Source organism: Methylobacterium sp. Leaf94, from assembly GCF_001426045.1.
Taxonomy (GTDB): domain Bacteria; phylum Pseudomonadota; class Alphaproteobacteria; order Rhizobiales; family Beijerinckiaceae; genus Methylobacterium.
This window is the reverse complement of record NZ_LMRM01000001.1, coordinates 41,334-58,495: the sequence shown is the minus strand read 5'-3', so window position 1 is coordinate 58,495 and position 17,162 is coordinate 41,334. Positions and strand designations below refer to the sequence as shown.

Here is a 17,162-nt window from a genome sequence, read left to right as displayed (position 1 = left end):
CTGCCGCGGATGGTCTTTGGTGCTGATGACGTGGCGAACGCGCTTCGCTAGGGTGCGCCGCAAGTGATCGACAGCAGTCAAATGCAATTTGAGATCACATCAAATTCAGTCTTGAGGGAGTGTTCCGGGATGAGCGGACAGGCAGCGGTCGCCGAGACCAAGCGCGACAAGCCGTGGATCATCCGCACCTATGCGGGTCATTCCAATGCCAAGGAGTCGAACACGCTCTATCGCGGCAACCTGGCCAAGGGACAGACCGGCCTCTCGGTGGCCTTCGATCTGCCGACCCAGACCGGCTACGACCCCGACCACGAGCTCGCCCGGGGGGAAGTCGGCAAGGTCGGCGTGTCGATCGCGCATCTCGGCGACATGCGGACCCTGTTCGACCAGATTCCGCTGCAGCAGATGAACACCTCGATGACGATCAACGCCACGGCGCCGTGGCTGCTGTCGCTCTATCTCGCGGTGGCCGAGGAGCAGGGCGCGCCGTTCGCAGGGCTTCAGGGCACCACCCAGAACGACATCATCAAGGAATACCTCTCGCGGGGCACCTACGTGTTCCCGCCCGCGCCGTCCCTCCGGCTGACCAAGGACGTGATCCTGTTCACGACCAAGGAAGTGCCGAAGTGGAACCCGATGAACGTCTGCTCCTACCACCTGCAGGAGGCCGGGGCGACGCCGGTGCAGGAGCTGTCCTACGCGCTCGCCATCGCCATCGCGGTGCTCGACACCGTGCGCGACGACCCCGATTTCGACGAGGCCAGCTTCGCCGACGTGTTCAGCCGGATCTCGTTCTTCGTGAACGCGGGCATGCGGTTCGTCACCGAGATCTGCAAGATGCGGGCGTTCTCCGAGCTTTGGGATGAGATCGCCCAGGAGCGCTACGGCATCACCGATCCGAAGAAGCGGATCTTCCGCTACGGCGTTCAGGTGAACTCGCTCGGACTGACCGAGCAGCAGCCCGAGAACAACGTCCACCGCATCCTCATCGAGATGCTGGCCGTGACCCTGTCGAAGCGGGCGCGCGCCCGCGCCGTGCAGCTGCCGGCCTGGAACGAGGCCCTCGGCCTGCCGCGCCCCTGGGACCAGCAATGGTCGATGCGCATGCAGCAGATCCTCGCCTTCGAGACCGACCTCCTGGAATACGACGACATCTTCGACGGCTCGAAGGTCATCGACGCCAAGGTCGAGGCCCTGAAGGCCGAGACCCGTCAGGCTCTCGAAGAGATCGGCGGCATCGGTGGCGCCGTGGCGGCGGTTGAGACCGGCGCCCTCAAGCGCGCCCTGGTGGAATCCAACGCCCGGCGCATCTCGGCCATCGAGGCCGGCGATCAGGTCGTGGTCGGCGTGAACAAGTTCCAGGCCGGCGAACCCTCGCCCCTCACCGCCGGCGAGGGCGCCATCTTCACCGTCTCCGAGACGGTGGAGATGGAGGCCGAGCAGCGCATCCGCGAGTGGCGGTCCAAGCGCGACGGCAAGGCGGTGGAGACCGCCCTCGACGCGCTCGAGGCTGCGGCGCGCTCGGGCGCCAACATCATGCCGGTCTCGATCGCGGCGGCGAAGGCCGGCGTCACCACCGGCGAGTGGGGCGGGCGCCTGCGCCAGGTCTTCGGCGAGTACCGCGCCCCCACCGGCGTCACCCTGGAGACCATCTCCTCGGGGGCGGCCCAGGACGCCAAGCTCCTGATCGCCGATCTCGGCGAGCGTCTCGGCGAGACCCCGAAGCTGGTGGTCGGCAAGCCCGGCCTCGACGGCCATTCCAACGGCGCCGAGCAGATCGCGCTGCGCGCCCGCGACGTCGGCTTCGACGTGACCTACGACGGCATCCGCCAGACCCCGGCCGAGATCGTCGCCAAGGCCAAGTCGACCGGCGCCCACGTGGTCGGCCTGTCCATCCTCTCGGGCAGCCACGTGCCGCTGGTGCGGGACGTCCGGGCCAAGATGCGCGAGGCCGGCCTCGACCACATCCCGCTCGTGGTCGGCGGCATCATCTCGCCCGACGACGAACTGGTGCTCAAGAACATGGGCGTCACGGCGGTCTACACCCCGAAGGACTACGTCCTCGACACCATCATGGTGGGCATCGCCAAGGTGGTGGAGCGCGCCCTCGACAAGCGCGCCGCCGAGCAGGCCGACGCAAAGGCCGGCATCGCGGGCGCGACCCCGCGCGGCGACACGTCTGAGAAGGTGTTCTGACGAACCACGCTCACGCGTCGCCCTCCTGCATGACGCAGAGGGCGCCGCGCTCCGGGCGCGCCCGGACGGGAGCGTGATCGCTCCCGGCGTCGCGGGGCGACGGCGGTCGGCCCTCCGCCCGTCAGGCCTTGCCCACGTAGCGGTCGCGCCCCGCGCCCAGGCTGCACAGGAAGGCGCCGGCCGCGATGGTGCAGAACAGGGCCGTCGAGGCGGCCCAGGTGCCCGTCAGATCGTGCGCCAGCCCGAAGCTCAAGGGCCCGAGGGACGCCACCGTATAGCCGACGCTCTGGGACATCGCCGCGAGGCTGCCGGCCGTGGCCGGATCGCGGGCGCGCAGGACGATGATCGTGAGGCCGAGGCCGAACAGGCCGCCGAGGCCGGCTCCGAGCAGCATCCCGATCGGCAGGGCCCAGGCGAGCGGGCCGTAGACCAGGGCGACGAGGGCCAGCACGCAGAGGGTGAGCAGGCCCGCCGCGAAGCCCCGCTGATCGCGGACCCGGGCCGCGAAGGACGGCACCAGGAGCGCGGCCGGCGCCTGCCCGATGCTCATCAGCGAGGACACGAAGCCCGCTTCCACCGCGCTGAGCCCCCGATCGTGTAGCACCAGGGGCAGCCAGCCGAACATGATGTAGGCCAGCGACGATTGCAGGCCCATGAAGCCGGTGACCTGCCACGCGAGGCGATCGCGCCATAGGGAGATCCGCGGCGCCGCGCCGGGGGCGGTCTCGGGTGCCCGGGCGAAGGGGGCCCAGGCGAGGGTGGCCGCCAGGGCGGGTACACCCCAGAGGGCGAGCGCGGTGGGCCAGCCGCCGAGCCCGTCGGCGAGGGGCACCGACAGGCCTGCGCCCGCCGCGGCGCCAAGGCAGAGCACCATGGTGTAGAGGCCGGTGACGACGCCCGTCAGGCCCGGGAAGTCGCGCTTGACCAGGCCCGGCAGCAGCACGCCCGAGAGACCGATCCCAAGGGCGGCGAGGCAGGCGCCGACAAAGAGCGGTCCCAGCCCCCCGAGGCCGCGCAGGCCGGAGCCGAGGGCGACCACCGCCACGGCGAGGAGCACGCCGCGATCGGAGCCGAGGCGCCGCATCACCCAGGGGCCGAGGGTGCAGGCGAGGCCGATGCAGAGCACCGGGAGCGTGGTGAGCAGCGCCGCCCCGGCCGCACTCAGGGCCGTTTCGGCCCGGATGCGCTCGAGGAGCGGGCCGACGGTCGTCAGGGCCGGACGCATGTTGAAGGCGACCAGCATGATGCCGAGACCGAGCAGGATCGGGCGGGCCGTGATCCGCAGGGTGGTCTTCACGCGCTTCGCCGCCGTGCCGCCAGGAGGGTCAGGAAGCATCCGACCCAGACCAGTCCGAAGGGCAGGTCGCCGAGGCGGGCATAGAGGGTCCGGCCCGGCAGGCGCGCCGGAAGATCGGCGTCGAGGACGCCCTCGACGCCCAGCGGCAGGCTGGCGGTGATCCGGCCATGGGCGTCGATCACGGCCGAGATGCCGGTATTGGCGTCGCGGACCAGGGGGAGCCCTTCCTCCACGGCGCGCAGGCGCGCCTGGGCGAGGTGCTGGCGCGGCCCCGGCGTGTCGCCGAACCAGGCGTCGTTGGTGAGGTTGAGGATCAGCCCCGGCACCGGCGGCGGACCGTTCGGCGTCGCGCCGGGCACGATCGCCCCCGGAAAGATCGCCTCGTAGCAGATCGTCGCCGCCACCGGCGGCAGGCCCGGCACGGTCATGATCCGCTGGGTTGCCCGGTCGCCCGCCGTGAAGCCCCCCGGAATCGAGACGAACTGCCGGATGTGCAGGGCGCGCAGGGTCGCGTCGAGGGGGCCCGGCAGGTACTCGCCGAAGGGGACCAGGTGGACCTTATCGTAGATGTCGCCGAATTTCGGTCCGGCGGAGAGCGTCAGGATGCTGTTGAAGAAGCGCGGCCGCTCGTCGCCCACCGGCACCTCGGCCCGGGCCGCGCCGGTGATGAGCTGCTTGCCCGGCGGGAACGCGGCGGCGATCCGGGCCAGGGCCTCGGGGTCGCGCTGGATCAGGAACGGGAAGGCGGATTCCGGCCAGATCACGTGGGTGACGTCGGCGATGCCGGTGCGGTCGGGCGCGGCGGCGCGGTCGCTGAGCTCGAGGTAGCGGTCGAGGATGTCCTGGCGGTTCTCGGGCCGGAACTTGGCGTCCTGGTTCAGGTTCGGCTGGACGAGGCGCAGGCGCACGCCCTGGACCACCGGATCCGCGGCGGCCGGCACCCGCCGGGCGCCGAAGCCCGCGAGCCCCGCGAGGGCGAGAGCGGCGAGGCCGAGGGGAACGAAGCGGCCGCGCCACGTCTCGGCGACCGCCAGGGTCGCGGGCGCGGCCGCGACGAGGATCGCCAGGACGGTCAGGCCGTAGAGGCCGACCACGGCCGCGCCCTGCATCAGCCAGAGGTTCTGGCCGAGCGCCATGCCCAGGGTGTTCCAGGGGAAGCCGGTGAAGAGATGCCCGCGCAGCCACTCGCAGGCGGAGAGGCCGAGCGCGAGGCTGACGAGGCGCAGCGCCCCCCGCGACCAGAGCAGGCGGGCCAGCGCGAAGCCGAAGGCGTAGAACAGGGCGAGCACCGCCGGCAGGCCGACGACGCCGAGGGGCAGGGCCCAGAGGAATTCCTCGGCCTCCACCAGGAAGGCGGAGCCGAGCCACCACAGGCCGGCGGTGAGGTAGCCGAAGCCCCAGGCCCAGCCGATCACCGCGCTCGCGAGAACCGCGCCGCGGGTGGCCCGGCGCCCCGTGGCAGCTCCGTCGACGAGCCAGACGGCGACGCTCAGGGAGACCACGAGGGCGGGGAACAGCCCGAAGGGCGGCATGGCGAGGGCGCCCAGCGCGCCGGAGGCTATCGCGACGGCGAGGCGGCGCCAGCCGGCGGTCAGCATCACCCACTGGGCCAGGGCGGCGAGCGGTCCCGTCGCCGGACCGCGCCCGGCGCGGTCCGCGAGGATCGAGGTCATGCCGACTCCGTCACGCGGCCGGCGATTCGGGCGCGGGCTTCGGGGCGGGCAGCGCCAGGGGCACCACCGCGGTGATGCGGGCGTCGCCGCGCTGCAGGCGCAGGCGCTTCACCCGGCGCGGATCGGCGTCGAGCACCTCGAATTCGAGATCGCCCGGCCCGCTGATGAGCTCGCCGCGCGACGGCACCCGCCCCGCGAGGGTCACGATCAGACCGCCGATGGTGTCGATCTCCTCGGCCATCTCCCCGACGGCCGCTACGAGGTCGACACCGCTCGCGGCCGAGACCTCGGCAAGGCCGGCCCGGGCATCGGCCACGAAGACGTCGCCCTCCCCGTCGACGCGCTGGACGAGGTGTCCCTCGGCAACGTCGTGCTCGTCCTCGATGTCGCCCACCACCACCTCGATCAGATCCTCGATCGAGATCAGGCCGTCGGTGCCGCCGTACTCGTCGATGACGAGGGCCATGTGGGTGCGGGTCGCCTGCATCCGCACCAGAAGGTCGATGGCCGGCATCGAGGGCGGCACGAACAGCACGGGGCGCTGGATGCGGGTGGCGGCCAGGGTGGCCGAGAGGTCGACATTGGCGAGGTTGAGGGTGCGCAGGGCCCGCGCGCCCCGTCGCGCCCGGGGCGGCAGCACGGGGGCGGCATCGCCCTCCGTCGCCGGGGCCGCGGGCGGCGTGCGACGGCTGCCGGCCTCGGCCCGGGCCGCGATGTGGTCGACGAAGTCGCGGATGTGGACCATGCCGCGGGGGTCGTCGAGGGTCTCGCCGTAGACCGGCAGGCGCGAATGCCCGGCCGTGCGGAACAGCTTCAGGAGATCGCCGAGGCTGGTCTCCATCGACACCGCGACGATGTCGGCCCGGGGGATCATCACGTCGTCGACCCGCACCTTGTGCAGGCCGAGGACGTTCTTGAGCATGGCGCGTTCGAGGGGCGAGAACGCGTTCTCGCCGGTGTCTGGCTCGGCCAGCGCGTCCTCGATGTCGTCGCGCAGCGAATCGCGTGGACGAAGGTGGAAGACGTGCAGGAGGCGGTCGTACCAGGGCTCGCGGGCCTGGCTCTCACCGTCGCCGGAACTGGGCGCGGCCTGGGCCGCGCCGCGACTTCGATCGTTTGTCATGTCTCTCTGATCTGGAGTGTCAGGCGGGATCGCCGCTCACGGGGCCGCTCGCTCGGCAGGCGGTTCTGTCGAAGAGGGGTCGGGCGCATAGGGATCGGGCACGCCGAGGGTACGGAGGGCCGCGACCTCGAGGGCTTCCATCGCATCGGCATCCGCCTCGCCGGTCTCGTGGTCCTGACCAAGGAGGTGAAGGGTGCCATGGACGAGGAGATGGGCCAGATGATCGCTGAGCGGCTTCGACTGATCCGCACTTTCGCGCAGCATCGTGTCATACGCAAGAACCACGTCGCCCAGGGGCACCGGCATGCCCGCATGGGCGGGTTGCGCCGGCGCCGGGAAGGACAGCACGTTGGTGGGCTTGTCCTTGCCGCGCCAGGTCCGGTTCAGGTCCTGAACCACCGCGTCGGTGGCCAGCAGGATGCTGATCTCGACTGGCCCCCCGGGCAGCGCGGGGGCCACGGCGAGGCCGGCCTCGACGGCCCGAATCACGAAGGCTTCGAGGTCGGGCACGACGCTCTCCCAGCGCGGGTCCTCGATCGCGACGTCGATCTCCGCCTCGCCGGCGGGGTCGGCGCTCACGACAGCGGCCTCCGGCGCGAGACCGTCTGGCGGTCGGCGTCGCCCTCCCCGTGGGCCGCGGCCTCGTAGGCGGTGACGATGCGGCGCACGAGGTCGTGGCGCACCACGTCGACGTCCCGGAAGGTGATGCGGCCGATGCCCTCGACGCCGTCGAGGACGCGCACCGCCTCGACGAGGCCGGATTTCTGGCCCGGCGGCAGGTCGATCTGGCTCGGATCGCCGGTGATGATCATGCGGGAATTCTCACCGAGGCGGGTGAGGAACATCTTCATCTGCATGGACGTGGTGTTCTGCGCCTCGTCGAGGAGCACCACGGCGTTGGTCAGGGTGCGGCCGCGCATGAACGCGAGGGGCGCGATCTCGATGACGCCGGTCTGCAGGCCGCGGTCGACGTGGCGGGCCTCCATGAAGTCGTAGAGGGCGTCGTAGATCGGCCGCAGGTAGGGGTCGACCTTCTCGCGCATGTCGCCGGGGAGAAAGCCAAGACGCTCGCCGGCCTCCACGGCGGGGCGCGACAGGATCAGGCGCTCCACGTGCCCCTGTTCCAGCAGCGACACGGCGTAGCCAACGGCGAGCCAGGTCTTGCCGGTGCCGGCCGGCCCTTCGGCGAAGACGAGTTCGTGGCTGCGCAGGGCCTTGATGTAGGCGTCCTGCGCTGCGTTGCGGGCACGTACAGCGCCGCGCTTCCGGGTGGCGAGCTGGTCGAACACGGCTCGGTCGGGCTCGGCGCTGACCTCCGCCGCCGGGAACAGGTTGCCCTGCTGCGTCGTCTCGTGGATCGCCCCGTCCACGTCGCCGAGAGTCAGGGGCAGGCCGCTCGCCTTCACCCGGGCATAGAGCCGCTCGAACACCTTGCGGGCCTTCTCGGCCGCCTCGACGCCGCCCTTGACCACGAGGTGGTTACCGAGCGCGGTGGCGGTCACGGCCAGGCGCCGTTCGATATGCGCGACATTCTGGTCGTACTGGCCGAAGACCAGGCTCGCGAGTCGATTGTCGTCGAAGGTCAGGGAGACCTCCTCGGTCTCGACCAGGCCCTCGATCCGCGCCGCCGGGCCGCGCCCGCGCAACGCGCCACCGCGTCCACTCGACCCTTCAGATCCCGGCACGCCGTCGTCCTTCATTCATTACAGGAGGTCCGCGCCGACCGTCCGAGGCCGCATCGCATCGCAGACGATTCCGAGATGGTCGCCCGGGGCGCGCCGGACAGGGGCGGATCGGCGCGGCGTATCGACCGACCGGGCCGGACCGCGCCCTCAAGCCGCCGCCGCCGTTCCGCCGAGGGCCTCGCCGAACAGGCTGTTGGAGCCGGCGCGGATCACCCGCACCGGAACGACGGTGCCAATGGTGGAGGCCGGCGCGTCGAACTGGACCGGCAAGAGATGGGGCGTCTTGCCGGCGACCTGGCCGGGATGGCGGCCGGCCTTCTCCACCAGCACCTCGACCACGTGCCCCACCGCGGCTGCGTTGAAGGCGTGGCGCTGCGCGTCGAGGAGGGCCTGGAGCGCGGCGAGCCGCTCGGACTTCACGGCTTCCGGCACGGCATCGGCGCTGTCGGCCGCCGGGGTACCGGGGCGCGGGCTGTACTTGAAGGAGAAGGCGCTGGCGAAGCCGATCTCACGCACCAGCCGCATCGTGTCCTCGAACTCGGCGTCCGTCTCACCGGGGAAGCCGACGATGAAGTCGGAGGACAGGGCGATGTCGGGCCGGGCCGCGCGCACGCGCTCGATGATTCGGCGATAGGCGTCGCCGGTATGCTTGCGATTCATCGCCTTGAGCACCCGGTCGGAGCCCGACTGCACCGGCAGGTGCAGGTAGGGCATCAGGGCCGGCAGGGTGCCGTGGGCGGCGATGAGGTCGTCGTCCATGTCGTTGGGATGGCTGGTGGTGTAGCGCAGGCGCAGGAGGCCCGGGAGGCGCTCCAGGGCGCGCATCAGCGCCGGCAGGGTCGCGCTCCCGCCGTCCTGGCCCAGGCCATGATAGGCGTTCACGTTCTGACCGATGAGGGTGATCTCGCGGACGCCGCCGCGCACCAGCTTCTCGGCCTCGGCCAGGATCGCGTCCACGGAGCGCGAGACCTCGGCGCCGCGGGTATAGGGCACGACGCAGAAGGCGCAGAACTTGTCGCAGCCCTCCTGCACGGTGAGGAAGGCCGTGACCCCGTGGGTGCGGCGGGCCGGCAGGTGGTCGAACTTGTCCTCGACCGGAAACTCGGTGTCGACCACGCGCTTCGTGGCCGAGCGCGCCAGCAGGTCCGGCAGGCGGTGATAGTTCTGCGGGCCGACCACCACGTCGACGGTGGGGGCGCGGGCCAGGATCTCGGCCCCTTCCGCCTGGGCGACGCAGCCGGCGACGACGATCCGGGTCTCGTGCCCGGCCTCGGCCCGCTCACCCTTGAGCACCCGCAGCCGGCCGAGCTCGGAATAGACCTTGTCAGCGGCCTTTTCGCGGATGTGGCAGGTGTTCAGGATGACGACGTCCGCCTCCTCCACCGCGTCGGTCGCCGCATAGCCCTCGGCACCCAGCACGTCCACCATCCGGGCGGCGTCGTAGGCGTTCATCTGGCAGCCGTAGGATTTGACGTAGGCTTTCTTCAACGGTCCGATTCCGGTGACAGCACTTCCGCGCCGCGCATAGCACGGTTCGTCTGCGGCGTCGCGATCCCTCGCCCCGGCGATGCGCCATCCTTGATGCCGGGGCGTATCCGCGGACCCGACCAGACCGGCCCCAGGGGTGGCCGGCCGGTGACGCCGCGCTGGAGTGCGGCGCGCACCGAGGCCTCCGCCAGGGCGGTGGCGCGCTTGCGATCCGTGCCGGCCTCGACGGTGATCGGCGCGCCCCAGACCACGTGGACGTCGATGGGGCCGCCGTCGAAGAAGGCGGCGAGATGGGGCGCCAGCTCCATGTCCCCGTACCAGGCCACCTCCGGGCGCTGATGGCGGACGAGCGGCAGGCCGTTACGGCGGGGATAGGTGATGGCGAGCGGCTGGAGCCGGATGCGGGCTGGCCCCTCCCCGGCGACCGCCGCGCGGGCGGCGCCGACCAGCGAGGAGCGGAACGGCAGCAGCCGGGTGCCGTCCCCGGTGGTGCCCTCCGCGAAGAGCACGATGAGGTCGCCGCGGCCGAGGCGCTGCGCCACCGTGGCGTTGACGGCGGCGGTGTCGGCCCGGCGCGCCCGGTCGATGAACACCGTGCGCTGCAGCCGCGCCAGGGTGCCGATGACGGGCCAGCCGGCGATCTCGGACTTCGCCACGAAGGACAGCGGCCGCAGGGAGCCCAGGACGATGATGTCGAGCCAGGAGACGTGGTTCGCCAGCACGAGCGCCGGTTCATCCGCCGCCGGCGGCGAGCCGCTCTGGGTCACCCGCAGGCCGAACAGGGTGACGAACACCTGGTGGAACAGCACCGGCATCCAGGCCGCGATCCGGCCGCGTCCGAAGCGCAGGCTGAGGAGGTGAGGCCCCACGATTGCGAGGAAGACCACGGCGCAGAGCGCCAGGCGGCAATACGCGCCGAGGCGGGACATCGGCTGGCTAGCACGCGCCGGGTGGCGTCACGCCAGCACCGCCGTCATGGTCAGGGCCGTCGCGCGGGTTCCGTCGGCCCGGGTGTAGTACCCCGTCCGCTCGCCCACCTGCCGGAAGCCGTGGCGCGCGTAGAGCTTCAGGGCCGGCGCGTTGCCCTCGTCGACCTCGAGGTGGACCGTCCGGACGCCGGACTGGACGAGGTGCTCGAGATGGGCGGCGACGAGCTTGTGCGAGAGGCCGCCGCCGCGGGCGGCGGGCGCCAGCACGACGGTGAGGATCTCGGCCTCGTCGGCCGCCCGGCGCGACAGGACGAAGCCCTGGATCGCGCCGTTCTTCCACAGGGCATGCGCCTCGGTCGAGCGCTCGCACAGCATGCGCTCGAACTCGTGCGCGTCCCAGGACCGCGCGAAGGCGGTGGCGTGGATGCGCGCCAGGGCCCGCGCCTGGCCGGAATCCCGCAGCAGCGTGACGTAGGGCGCCGTGCCCCAGGCTTCCCACCAGGCGGACCAGATCTCGAAGGGCCAGAACGGCGTCAGCGAACGGGTCATCGGCGGGCGAGCCTCGCGTGGTCTTGCGGCTGGGCGTCGGGACCGCGGAGGTAGAGGGGACGCGCCAGCGCCTGGGCGGGGTCCGCCAGCATGCCGAGCGAGGCGACCCAGGCGATCTCGGCCGCGCCGGTGCCGGCGACCGCCACGTCGAGGCCCCGGGCCTTCGCCGCCTGGGCGACCAGGGGCGCGCCGGAGCCGACGAGGGTGACGACGCCGTCGAGCATCGCCGCCGCCTCGGTCACCGGGAGGTGGCTCGGCGGCACGACGATCCCGTCCGTCATGCTCATCGCCTGAAGGTAGACCGATCCGTGCCGGGCATCGATCGCGGCCACGATCAGGCCCTCGCCGTTCTGGGCGAGCAGGGGCGCCAGCAGGGCCGACAGGGTGGTGACGCCGACCACGGGGATGCCGGTGGCCAGCCCCACGGCCCGGGCGGCCGAGAGCCCCACCCGCAGGCCCGTGTAGCTGCCCGGCCCGACCGTCACGGCGACGCGGTCCAGGGCTTCGAAGCCGCCCTCGGCCCGCGCGACGACCCGCTCGATCATCGGCAGCAGCGCCTCCGCATGGCCGCGGCCGAGGACCATCGACTCGTGCGCGAGGAGATCGTCGGTCGAATCCGAGGCGATGCAGACGGAACAGGCGTCGAGCGCCGTGTCGATGGCGAGGATACGCAAACTCACTCCCGATCGTGCCACACCCCCGGACCGCGCGAAGGCGTCCGGGGCCACGACTTTAAGACAAAAACGGCCGCTCCGTCAGGGCGGAGCGGCCATCGTGGAGAAATTCGGGCGAACCTGTTGCGGCTTTGCGTCGGCCGGCCGGAATGTCGGGCCTCAGATCGACTGGACTTCGCGGATCTCCGGCAGGAAGTGGCGGAACAGGTTCTGCACGCCGTTGCGCAGGGTCGCGGTGGAGGACGGGCAGCCCGAGCAGGCGCCCTTCATCTCCAGGTAGACCACGCCTTCCTTGTAGCCCCGGAAGGTGATGTCACCGCCATCGCTGGCCACGGCGGGGCGCACGCGGGTCTCGAGCAGGTCCTTGATCGTCTCGACGGTCTCGAGGTCGGCCGGGTCGAAGAACTCCTCGGCGTCGTCGCTGCCGGCGACGTGGCCCTCGGCCAGGGGCGGGGCGCCGGACTGGAAGTGCTCCATGATGGCGCCGAGAACAGCCGGCTTCACCTGCGGCCAGAGGTTGTCGTCCTCGGCCTTGGTGACCGAGATGAAGTCGTGACCGAGATAGACGCCCGAGACGCCGGGCACGTCGAAGAGCCGGCTCGCCAGGGGCGAGCGGGCTGCGGCCTCGGAATCGCGCGCCTCGAAGGTGCCCTCGGGCAGGACGACCCGGCCGGGCAGGAACTTCAGGGTGGCGGGGTTCGGAGTGGCTTCGGTCTGGATGAACATGGTGGACAGGATCCTCGTCCGCTGCGCCGGTTCAAGGCCGGCCGGGAATGGCGGCGGACGTCCCCGCCGCACCCTCCATGTGGACCGCGCGCGGGATTTTCTCAACCGCGTCCGCGCCACGCCGCCCGCGCGGGGGGGGGCGTTCACCGGCCATTGGACAAGGGGCCGCACCTCGTGTAAGGCCCGCCTCAACTCAAAACAGGATGCCGAAATCCTGACGCACGCGGTCCCATCCGGGGGCCTCGGGCGCGCACCGGCAGGAACTTGACCATGAACATCATCCAGCAGCTGGAGCAGGAGCAGATCGCTTCGCTCGGCAAGACCATCCCCGATTTCCAACCCGGCGACACGGTGACCGTGAACGTCAAGGTGAAGGAAGGCGAGCGCACCCGCGTGCAGGCCTACGAGGGCGTGTGCATCGGCCGCTCCGGCGGCGGCCTCAACGAGAGCTTCACCGTCCGCAAGATCTCCTACGGCGAGGGCGTCGAGCGCGTGTTTCCGCTCTACTCGCCGCTGATCGATTCGATTGCCGTCGTCCGTCGCGGCAAGGTGCGTCGCGCGAAGCTGTACTACCTGCGCGACCGTCGCGGGAAGTCCGCCCGCATCGTCGAGCGCGCCGACCGCCCCGCCGAGAAGGCCGCCAAGGCCGATGCCTCGAAGGCGAACAAGGACGCCCGCAAGGCCGAGAAGGCCGCCAAGAGCGCCGCGAAGACCGCCGCCGAGTAAGATTTGGGGTGAGACCCGGGCGGCGCACCGCGCCCCCGCCCCCGCCCCCGCCATCAGGCCCGCTCGAGCGATCGAGCGGGCCTTTTTTCGGTTTCGGCGATCAGGCCTGCGCGACCGCGGGGTGCGCCGCGATCGTCCAACCGCTGGCCGCCCAGCCCTGCCGGGCGATGCGCGCGGTGAGATCGTTCTCGGTGATCCAGGCCAGGGTCTGCGTCGACGGCATGGCCCGGGCGAAGTGGTAGCCCTGTACGGCCGGGCATCCGAGCTGGCGCAGCAGCTGGAACTGCGCGTTCGTCTCCACCCCCTCCGCCAGGACCGTCACCCCGAGGGTGCGGGCGAAGGCCAGGATGGCCTCCAGGAGCACGCGGTCCCGGGGACTGTCGACGATTCCCTGGATAAAGCTCCGGTCGACCTTCAGGCCGTCGAAGCGCAGGTCGCGCAGCGACCCGACCGACGAGTAGGCCACCCCGAAATCGTCCACGATGATGCCCACCCCCATGTCGATCAGGGCGTCGACGTCCTTGCCACCGCGCTCGTTCGAGTAGACCGCCTCCTCGGTGATCTCGAGGGCGATCCGGGCGGCGGACAGGCCGTGCCCGGTCAGTTCGGCCGCCACCATGTCGGCGATCGGATAGGCCCCGAACTCGTTGGGCGAGATGTTGACCGAGACCACGACGGACTCGTGCCCGTTCGCGTCGAGAACCTGCGCCATGCGGCAGGCCTGCCGCAGGATGGTTCGGGTCAGGGCCTGCGATCGACGGGTGGCGGCGGCGGCGGCGATCGCGTCCGGGGGAGAGATCCAGCCCAGCGCCGGATGCTTCCAGCGCAGGAGCGCCTCGACGCCCATGACGCGCCCGGTTTCGCAGTCGAGCTGCGGCTGGAACCAGGCCTGGACCGCGCCGCTCTCCAGCGCCTCGGGGAGATCCCGCTCGATGACGTGGCGGGCCTTCAGCTGCGCGCCCATGCTCGCGTGGAAGGGGCGCCAGGTGCCGCGTCCCGCCGTCTTGGCGGCATAGAGGGCGAGATCGGCCTGGCACTGCAGGTCGGCAAGGGTGTGGGCGTCACCCGGATACCGGGCGATGCCGACGCTGGCCCCGGCCTGCAGGGTGCGGCCGGATCCCGTGACGAGGACGGCGAGCTGCGCCACGATCTCCCCCGCCAGCCTCGGCCCGTCCTCCTTCCCGGACCGGTTGGGGATCAGGGCTGCGAACTCGTCGCCGCCGAGGCGGGCCACCACGGCATCCTCTCCGAGAATCCGCCTCAGGCGCGCGCCCGCCTCCGCCAGGACCTCGTCGCCCACGGCATGCCCGAAGGTGTCGTTGATGACCTTGAAGCGGTCGAGATCGATCAGCAGAACCGAGAATCCCATCCCATGCGCCGCCCCGTCCCTCAACCACGCCTCGAAGGCTGTCTGGTAGGCGGCGCGGTTGAGCAGGCCGGTCAGGTGATCGTGGGTCGCCGCGTATTCCACCCGGCGCAGGGCCTGTTCCGCGGCGATGTTGGCGGCTTTCAGCGATGCGGCCAACTCCGTGGCTTCCAGCTTCAGGCGGCTCGACCGCAGGTAATGTATCTCCTGATCGGTCGCGTTGCGGATCATCAGCACCGCGAGGACGATCAGGTTCGCGGCGATGAACGGCGAGCTCGGCGCGTCCTCGACGAGGAACAGGACCGTCAGGATCGTGAGGCTCGGAAGCATGAAGGCGATGGCAGGCGCGCGGGACACCTTGCTTTGGATGACCCCGACGTTCAGGCTCCAGAAGGCCAGGGCGATCGCGACGGACTGGGTCTGTCCGTTCCAGGCGAGGCCGATCAGGGCCACGGCCCAGCACAGGCCCGAGAACAGGGCCCCGATCCACGCAAAGGCCAGGATCCGGCCCGGGTGCCGGGTGGCGTGGTCCCGCTTCAGCCATCGGGCGGCGATCAGAGCGCGGGCGAGATTGAGCAGACCGTTGAGGCCGACGAAGGCGAGGATGAGCCCACGCGGCACGAGGTCCCACATCATTCCGCCGAGGGACACCGAGACCAGAACGTTCGCGATCAGCGTCGCGGGCATGCCCCGCAGAACCGCGCGCGCCCGATCGCGCTCGATGATCGTTTCGACGGAGTTTTTCTGGTTCGCGATCAATGCCGATCTCTAGTCCCGCGCCGCAATAGCCTGAAACTTCCTCATGCCTGGCATTTAGCGACCCGATCTGTAAACATATCGTGCTCAGTTCTGGAAACACATTCGCTCATCACAATAAGAGCCGCCGAATAGACTGCCCGACAAGCGTCAGTGCTCAGCGTTCCCAGAAGACGAATCCCGAGGTTCGCGACCGTCGCGCGATGTATTCGCCTCGCGTCCCGATGGATGTCGTCGCGTCGACCCCTCCGTTGAGGGCTCCTTCCGATCCGCCCTGGACCTGCCGTGCACCGGGGACCGACCAACGAAAAAGTCCCGCAGGGTCGCTTGACCCTGCGGGACTCGATCAGTCTTCGTTATGGGGAGGTCGGTCTATTCGGCGGCGATGCTGTGGGCCTGGCTGCCGTCGGTATAGGTCTCGGCCTGGAGGCGCTGGCCCGGAGCCGCGCGGCCCGGCAGCGGCGGCAGGGCACGGGCCTTATCCAGGTCGATGCCCGCACCCTCGGCGACGCGGCGGCCGTAATCCTCATCCGCATGGAGGAAGTGCCAGACCATCCGCAGCTGGATCGGCTCCGGGCACTGCTTCATGTCGCCGACGAGGTTGGCGATCAGGTCGTCGCGCTCCCAATCCTGGAACGAGCGGTAGCGCACGCCGGCCTGGGTGTAGTCGTCCTCGGTGCGCGAGGTCTGGTAGCGGCCGAGGTTGCCCTGGACCGGCTGGTGGTAGTCCTTGGCTGGCTTGGGAGCCTCCCGCAGACCCTCGGCCAGGGTCGAAGGCTCGTAGTTGATGTGGCGGTTCGGACCCGTGCCGTCGACGCCGTAGGTCATCTGGCCGTCGCGCTGGTTCGAATAGACCTTCACGCCCGGCTGCGGGGCGTTGATCGGCAGCTGCAGGTAGTTGGCGCCGACGCGGTAGCGCTGCGTGTCCGAGTAGGACAGCGTGCGCCCCTGGAGCATCTTGTCGTCCGAGAAGTCGATGCCGTCCACGAGGACGCCCGTGCCGAAGGCCGATTGCTCGACTTCCGCGAAGAAGTTGTCCGGCACGCGATCCAGCACCATGCGGCCGACCGGCAACAGGGGGAAGTCCTCCACCGGCCAAAGCTTGGTGTCGTCGAGGGGATCGAACGACAGGTGGTCGTTCGGGCCGTCGGGCATGATCTGCACGCAGAACTCCCACTCGGGGAAGTTGCCGGCCTTGATGTTGTCGTAGAGGTCACGGGTGGCGTGGCCGACATCCTTGGCCTGGATCTCGGACGCCTGGGCCGAGGTCAGGTTGCGGATGCCCTGCTTGGGCTCCCAGTGGAACTTGCACAGCACCGCTTCGCCCTGGTCGTTGACCAGCTTGTAGGTGTTGACGCCCGAGCCCTCCATCTCGCGATAGTTGGCGGGGATGCCCCAGGGCGACTTCAGGTGCGTCACCATGTGGATAGCTTCGGGGTGCTGCGCCACGAAGTCGAAGAAGCGCCACGCCTCCTGGCGGTTGGTCACCGGGTCCGGCTTGAACGCGTGGATCATGTCGGGGAACTTGATCGCGTCGCGGATGAAGAAGACCTTGAGGTTGTTGCCCACCAGGTCCCAGTTGCCGTCGACGGTCTTGAACTTCACCGCGAAGCCGCGCGGGTCGCGCTCAGTCTCGGGTGACTCCTTGGCGCCGGCGACGGTGGAGAAGCGCACGAACATCGGGGTCTTCACGCCGGTCTCGTTCAGGACGCGGGCGCGGGTGTACTTGGAGGCGGGCTCGTTGCCGATCTTGCCATACGCCTCGAAGTAGCCGTGGGCGCCGGCGCCGCGGGCGTGGACCACGCGCTCCGGAATCCGCTCCCGGTCGAAATGGGTGATCTTCTCGATGAACTGGTAGTTCTCGAGGGTCGCCGGGCCGCGCTCGCCCACCGTCCGGGTGCTCTGGTTGTCGCGAACCGGGTGGCCTTGGCGGGTGGTGAGAATCGGGCGCTGATCGCTCATGCGGTGCTCTCT

Annotated in this window: 14 protein-coding genes; 2 read left to right on the top strand and 12 right to left on the bottom strand. The window is 70.6% G+C overall.

The window, feature by feature from the left end; genetic code table 11:
* Positions 1-129 precede the first annotated feature (129 nt).
* Positions 130-2,196 carry a protein meaA gene (locus tag ASG63_RS00255; RefSeq protein WP_056210914.1) on the top strand — a complete coding sequence of 689 codons (2,067 nt, stop codon included), beginning with the start codon at positions 130-132 and terminating at the stop codon, positions 2,194-2,196.
* A gap of 121 nt (positions 2,197-2,317) precedes the next feature.
* Here the strand turns inward: ASG63_RS00255 and ASG63_RS00250 are convergent, their stop codons facing one another.
* The 10 genes from ASG63_RS00250 to ASG63_RS00205 all read right to left on the bottom strand — a co-directional run bounded on the left by ASG63_RS00250 (position 2,318) and on the right by ASG63_RS00205 (position 12,340).
* The gene (locus ASG63_RS00250) at positions 2,318-3,493 is read right to left on the bottom strand and encodes an MFS transporter (RefSeq protein ID WP_244479774.1); all 1,176 of its coding nucleotides are present in this window, start codon (positions 3,491-3,493) and stop codon (positions 2,318-2,320) included.
* Complete coding sequence (gene lnt / locus ASG63_RS00245; protein ID WP_056210912.1) at positions 3,490-5,166, bottom strand: apolipoprotein N-acyltransferase; 1,677 nt, start codon at positions 5,164-5,166, stop codon at positions 3,490-3,492. Before lnt ends, ASG63_RS00250 begins: the two co-directional genes overlap by 4 nt.
* 10 nt (positions 5,167-5,176) lie before the next feature.
* The gene (locus ASG63_RS00240) at positions 5,177-6,289 is read right to left on the bottom strand and encodes a hemolysin family protein (RefSeq protein ID WP_056210910.1); all 1,113 of its coding nucleotides are present in this window, start codon (positions 6,287-6,289) and stop codon (positions 5,177-5,179) included.
* A gap of 36 nt (positions 6,290-6,325) precedes the next feature.
* Positions 6,326-6,868, bottom strand: coding sequence for an rRNA maturation RNase YbeY (ybeY, locus tag ASG63_RS00235; protein ID WP_056210908.1), 543 nt, complete (start codon positions 6,866-6,868; stop codon positions 6,326-6,328).
* Positions 6,865-7,989: a PhoH family protein gene (locus ASG63_RS00230; RefSeq protein WP_056210906.1), complete on the bottom strand. Its 1,125-nt coding sequence runs from the start codon at positions 7,987-7,989 to the stop codon at positions 6,865-6,867. The genes ybeY and ASG63_RS00230 overlap by 4 nt, the downstream gene beginning before the upstream one ends.
* Positions 7,990-8,121: 132 nt before the next feature.
* Positions 8,122-9,462, bottom strand: coding sequence for a tRNA (N6-isopentenyl adenosine(37)-C2)-methylthiotransferase MiaB (gene miaB, locus ASG63_RS00225; protein WP_056210904.1), 1,341 nt, complete (start codon positions 9,460-9,462; stop codon positions 8,122-8,124).
* Positions 9,459-10,391 carry a lysophospholipid acyltransferase family protein gene (locus tag ASG63_RS00220; RefSeq protein ID WP_082487698.1) on the bottom strand — a complete coding sequence of 311 codons (933 nt, stop codon included), beginning with the start codon at positions 10,389-10,391 and terminating at the stop codon, positions 9,459-9,461. The genes miaB and ASG63_RS00220 overlap by 4 nt, the downstream gene beginning before the upstream one ends.
* A gap of 27 nt (positions 10,392-10,418) precedes the next feature.
* Complete coding sequence (locus ASG63_RS00215; protein ID WP_056210902.1) at positions 10,419-10,940, bottom strand: GNAT family N-acetyltransferase; 522 nt, start codon at positions 10,938-10,940, stop codon at positions 10,419-10,421.
* On the bottom strand, positions 10,937-11,614 hold the full coding sequence (gene tsaB / locus ASG63_RS00210) for a tRNA (adenosine(37)-N6)-threonylcarbamoyltransferase complex dimerization subunit type 1 TsaB (protein ID WP_056210900.1): 678 nt from the start codon (positions 11,612-11,614) through the stop codon (positions 10,937-10,939). The genes ASG63_RS00215 and tsaB overlap by 4 nt, the downstream gene beginning before the upstream one ends.
* 159 nt (positions 11,615-11,773) lie before the next feature.
* A complete protein-coding gene (locus ASG63_RS00205) occupies positions 11,774-12,340 on the bottom strand; it encodes a NifU family protein (RefSeq protein WP_056210898.1) in 567 nt (188 codons plus the stop codon).
* 270 nt (positions 12,341-12,610) lie between these two features.
* Here ASG63_RS00205 and rplS point away from each other — a divergent pair, with 270 nt between their 5' ends.
* Positions 12,611-13,066 carry a 50S ribosomal protein L19 gene (gene rplS / locus ASG63_RS00200; RefSeq protein ID WP_056210896.1) on the top strand — a complete coding sequence of 152 codons (456 nt, stop codon included), beginning with the start codon at positions 12,611-12,613 and terminating at the stop codon, positions 13,064-13,066.
* A gap of 100 nt (positions 13,067-13,166) precedes the next feature.
* On the opposite strand, the gene ASG63_RS00195 is transcribed toward rplS, so the two are convergent.
* Both ASG63_RS00195 and ASG63_RS00190 read right to left on the bottom strand, forming a co-directional pair.
* A complete protein-coding gene (locus tag ASG63_RS00195; RefSeq protein ID WP_156394031.1) occupies positions 13,167-15,119 on the bottom strand; it encodes a putative bifunctional diguanylate cyclase/phosphodiesterase in 1,953 nt (650 codons plus the stop codon).
* A 441-nt stretch (positions 15,120-15,560) separates the two neighbouring features.
* On the bottom strand, positions 15,561-17,150 hold the full coding sequence (locus ASG63_RS00190; protein ID WP_056210892.1) for a catalase: 1,590 nt from the start codon (positions 17,148-17,150) through the stop codon (positions 15,561-15,563).
* Positions 17,151-17,162 lie beyond the last annotated feature (12 nt).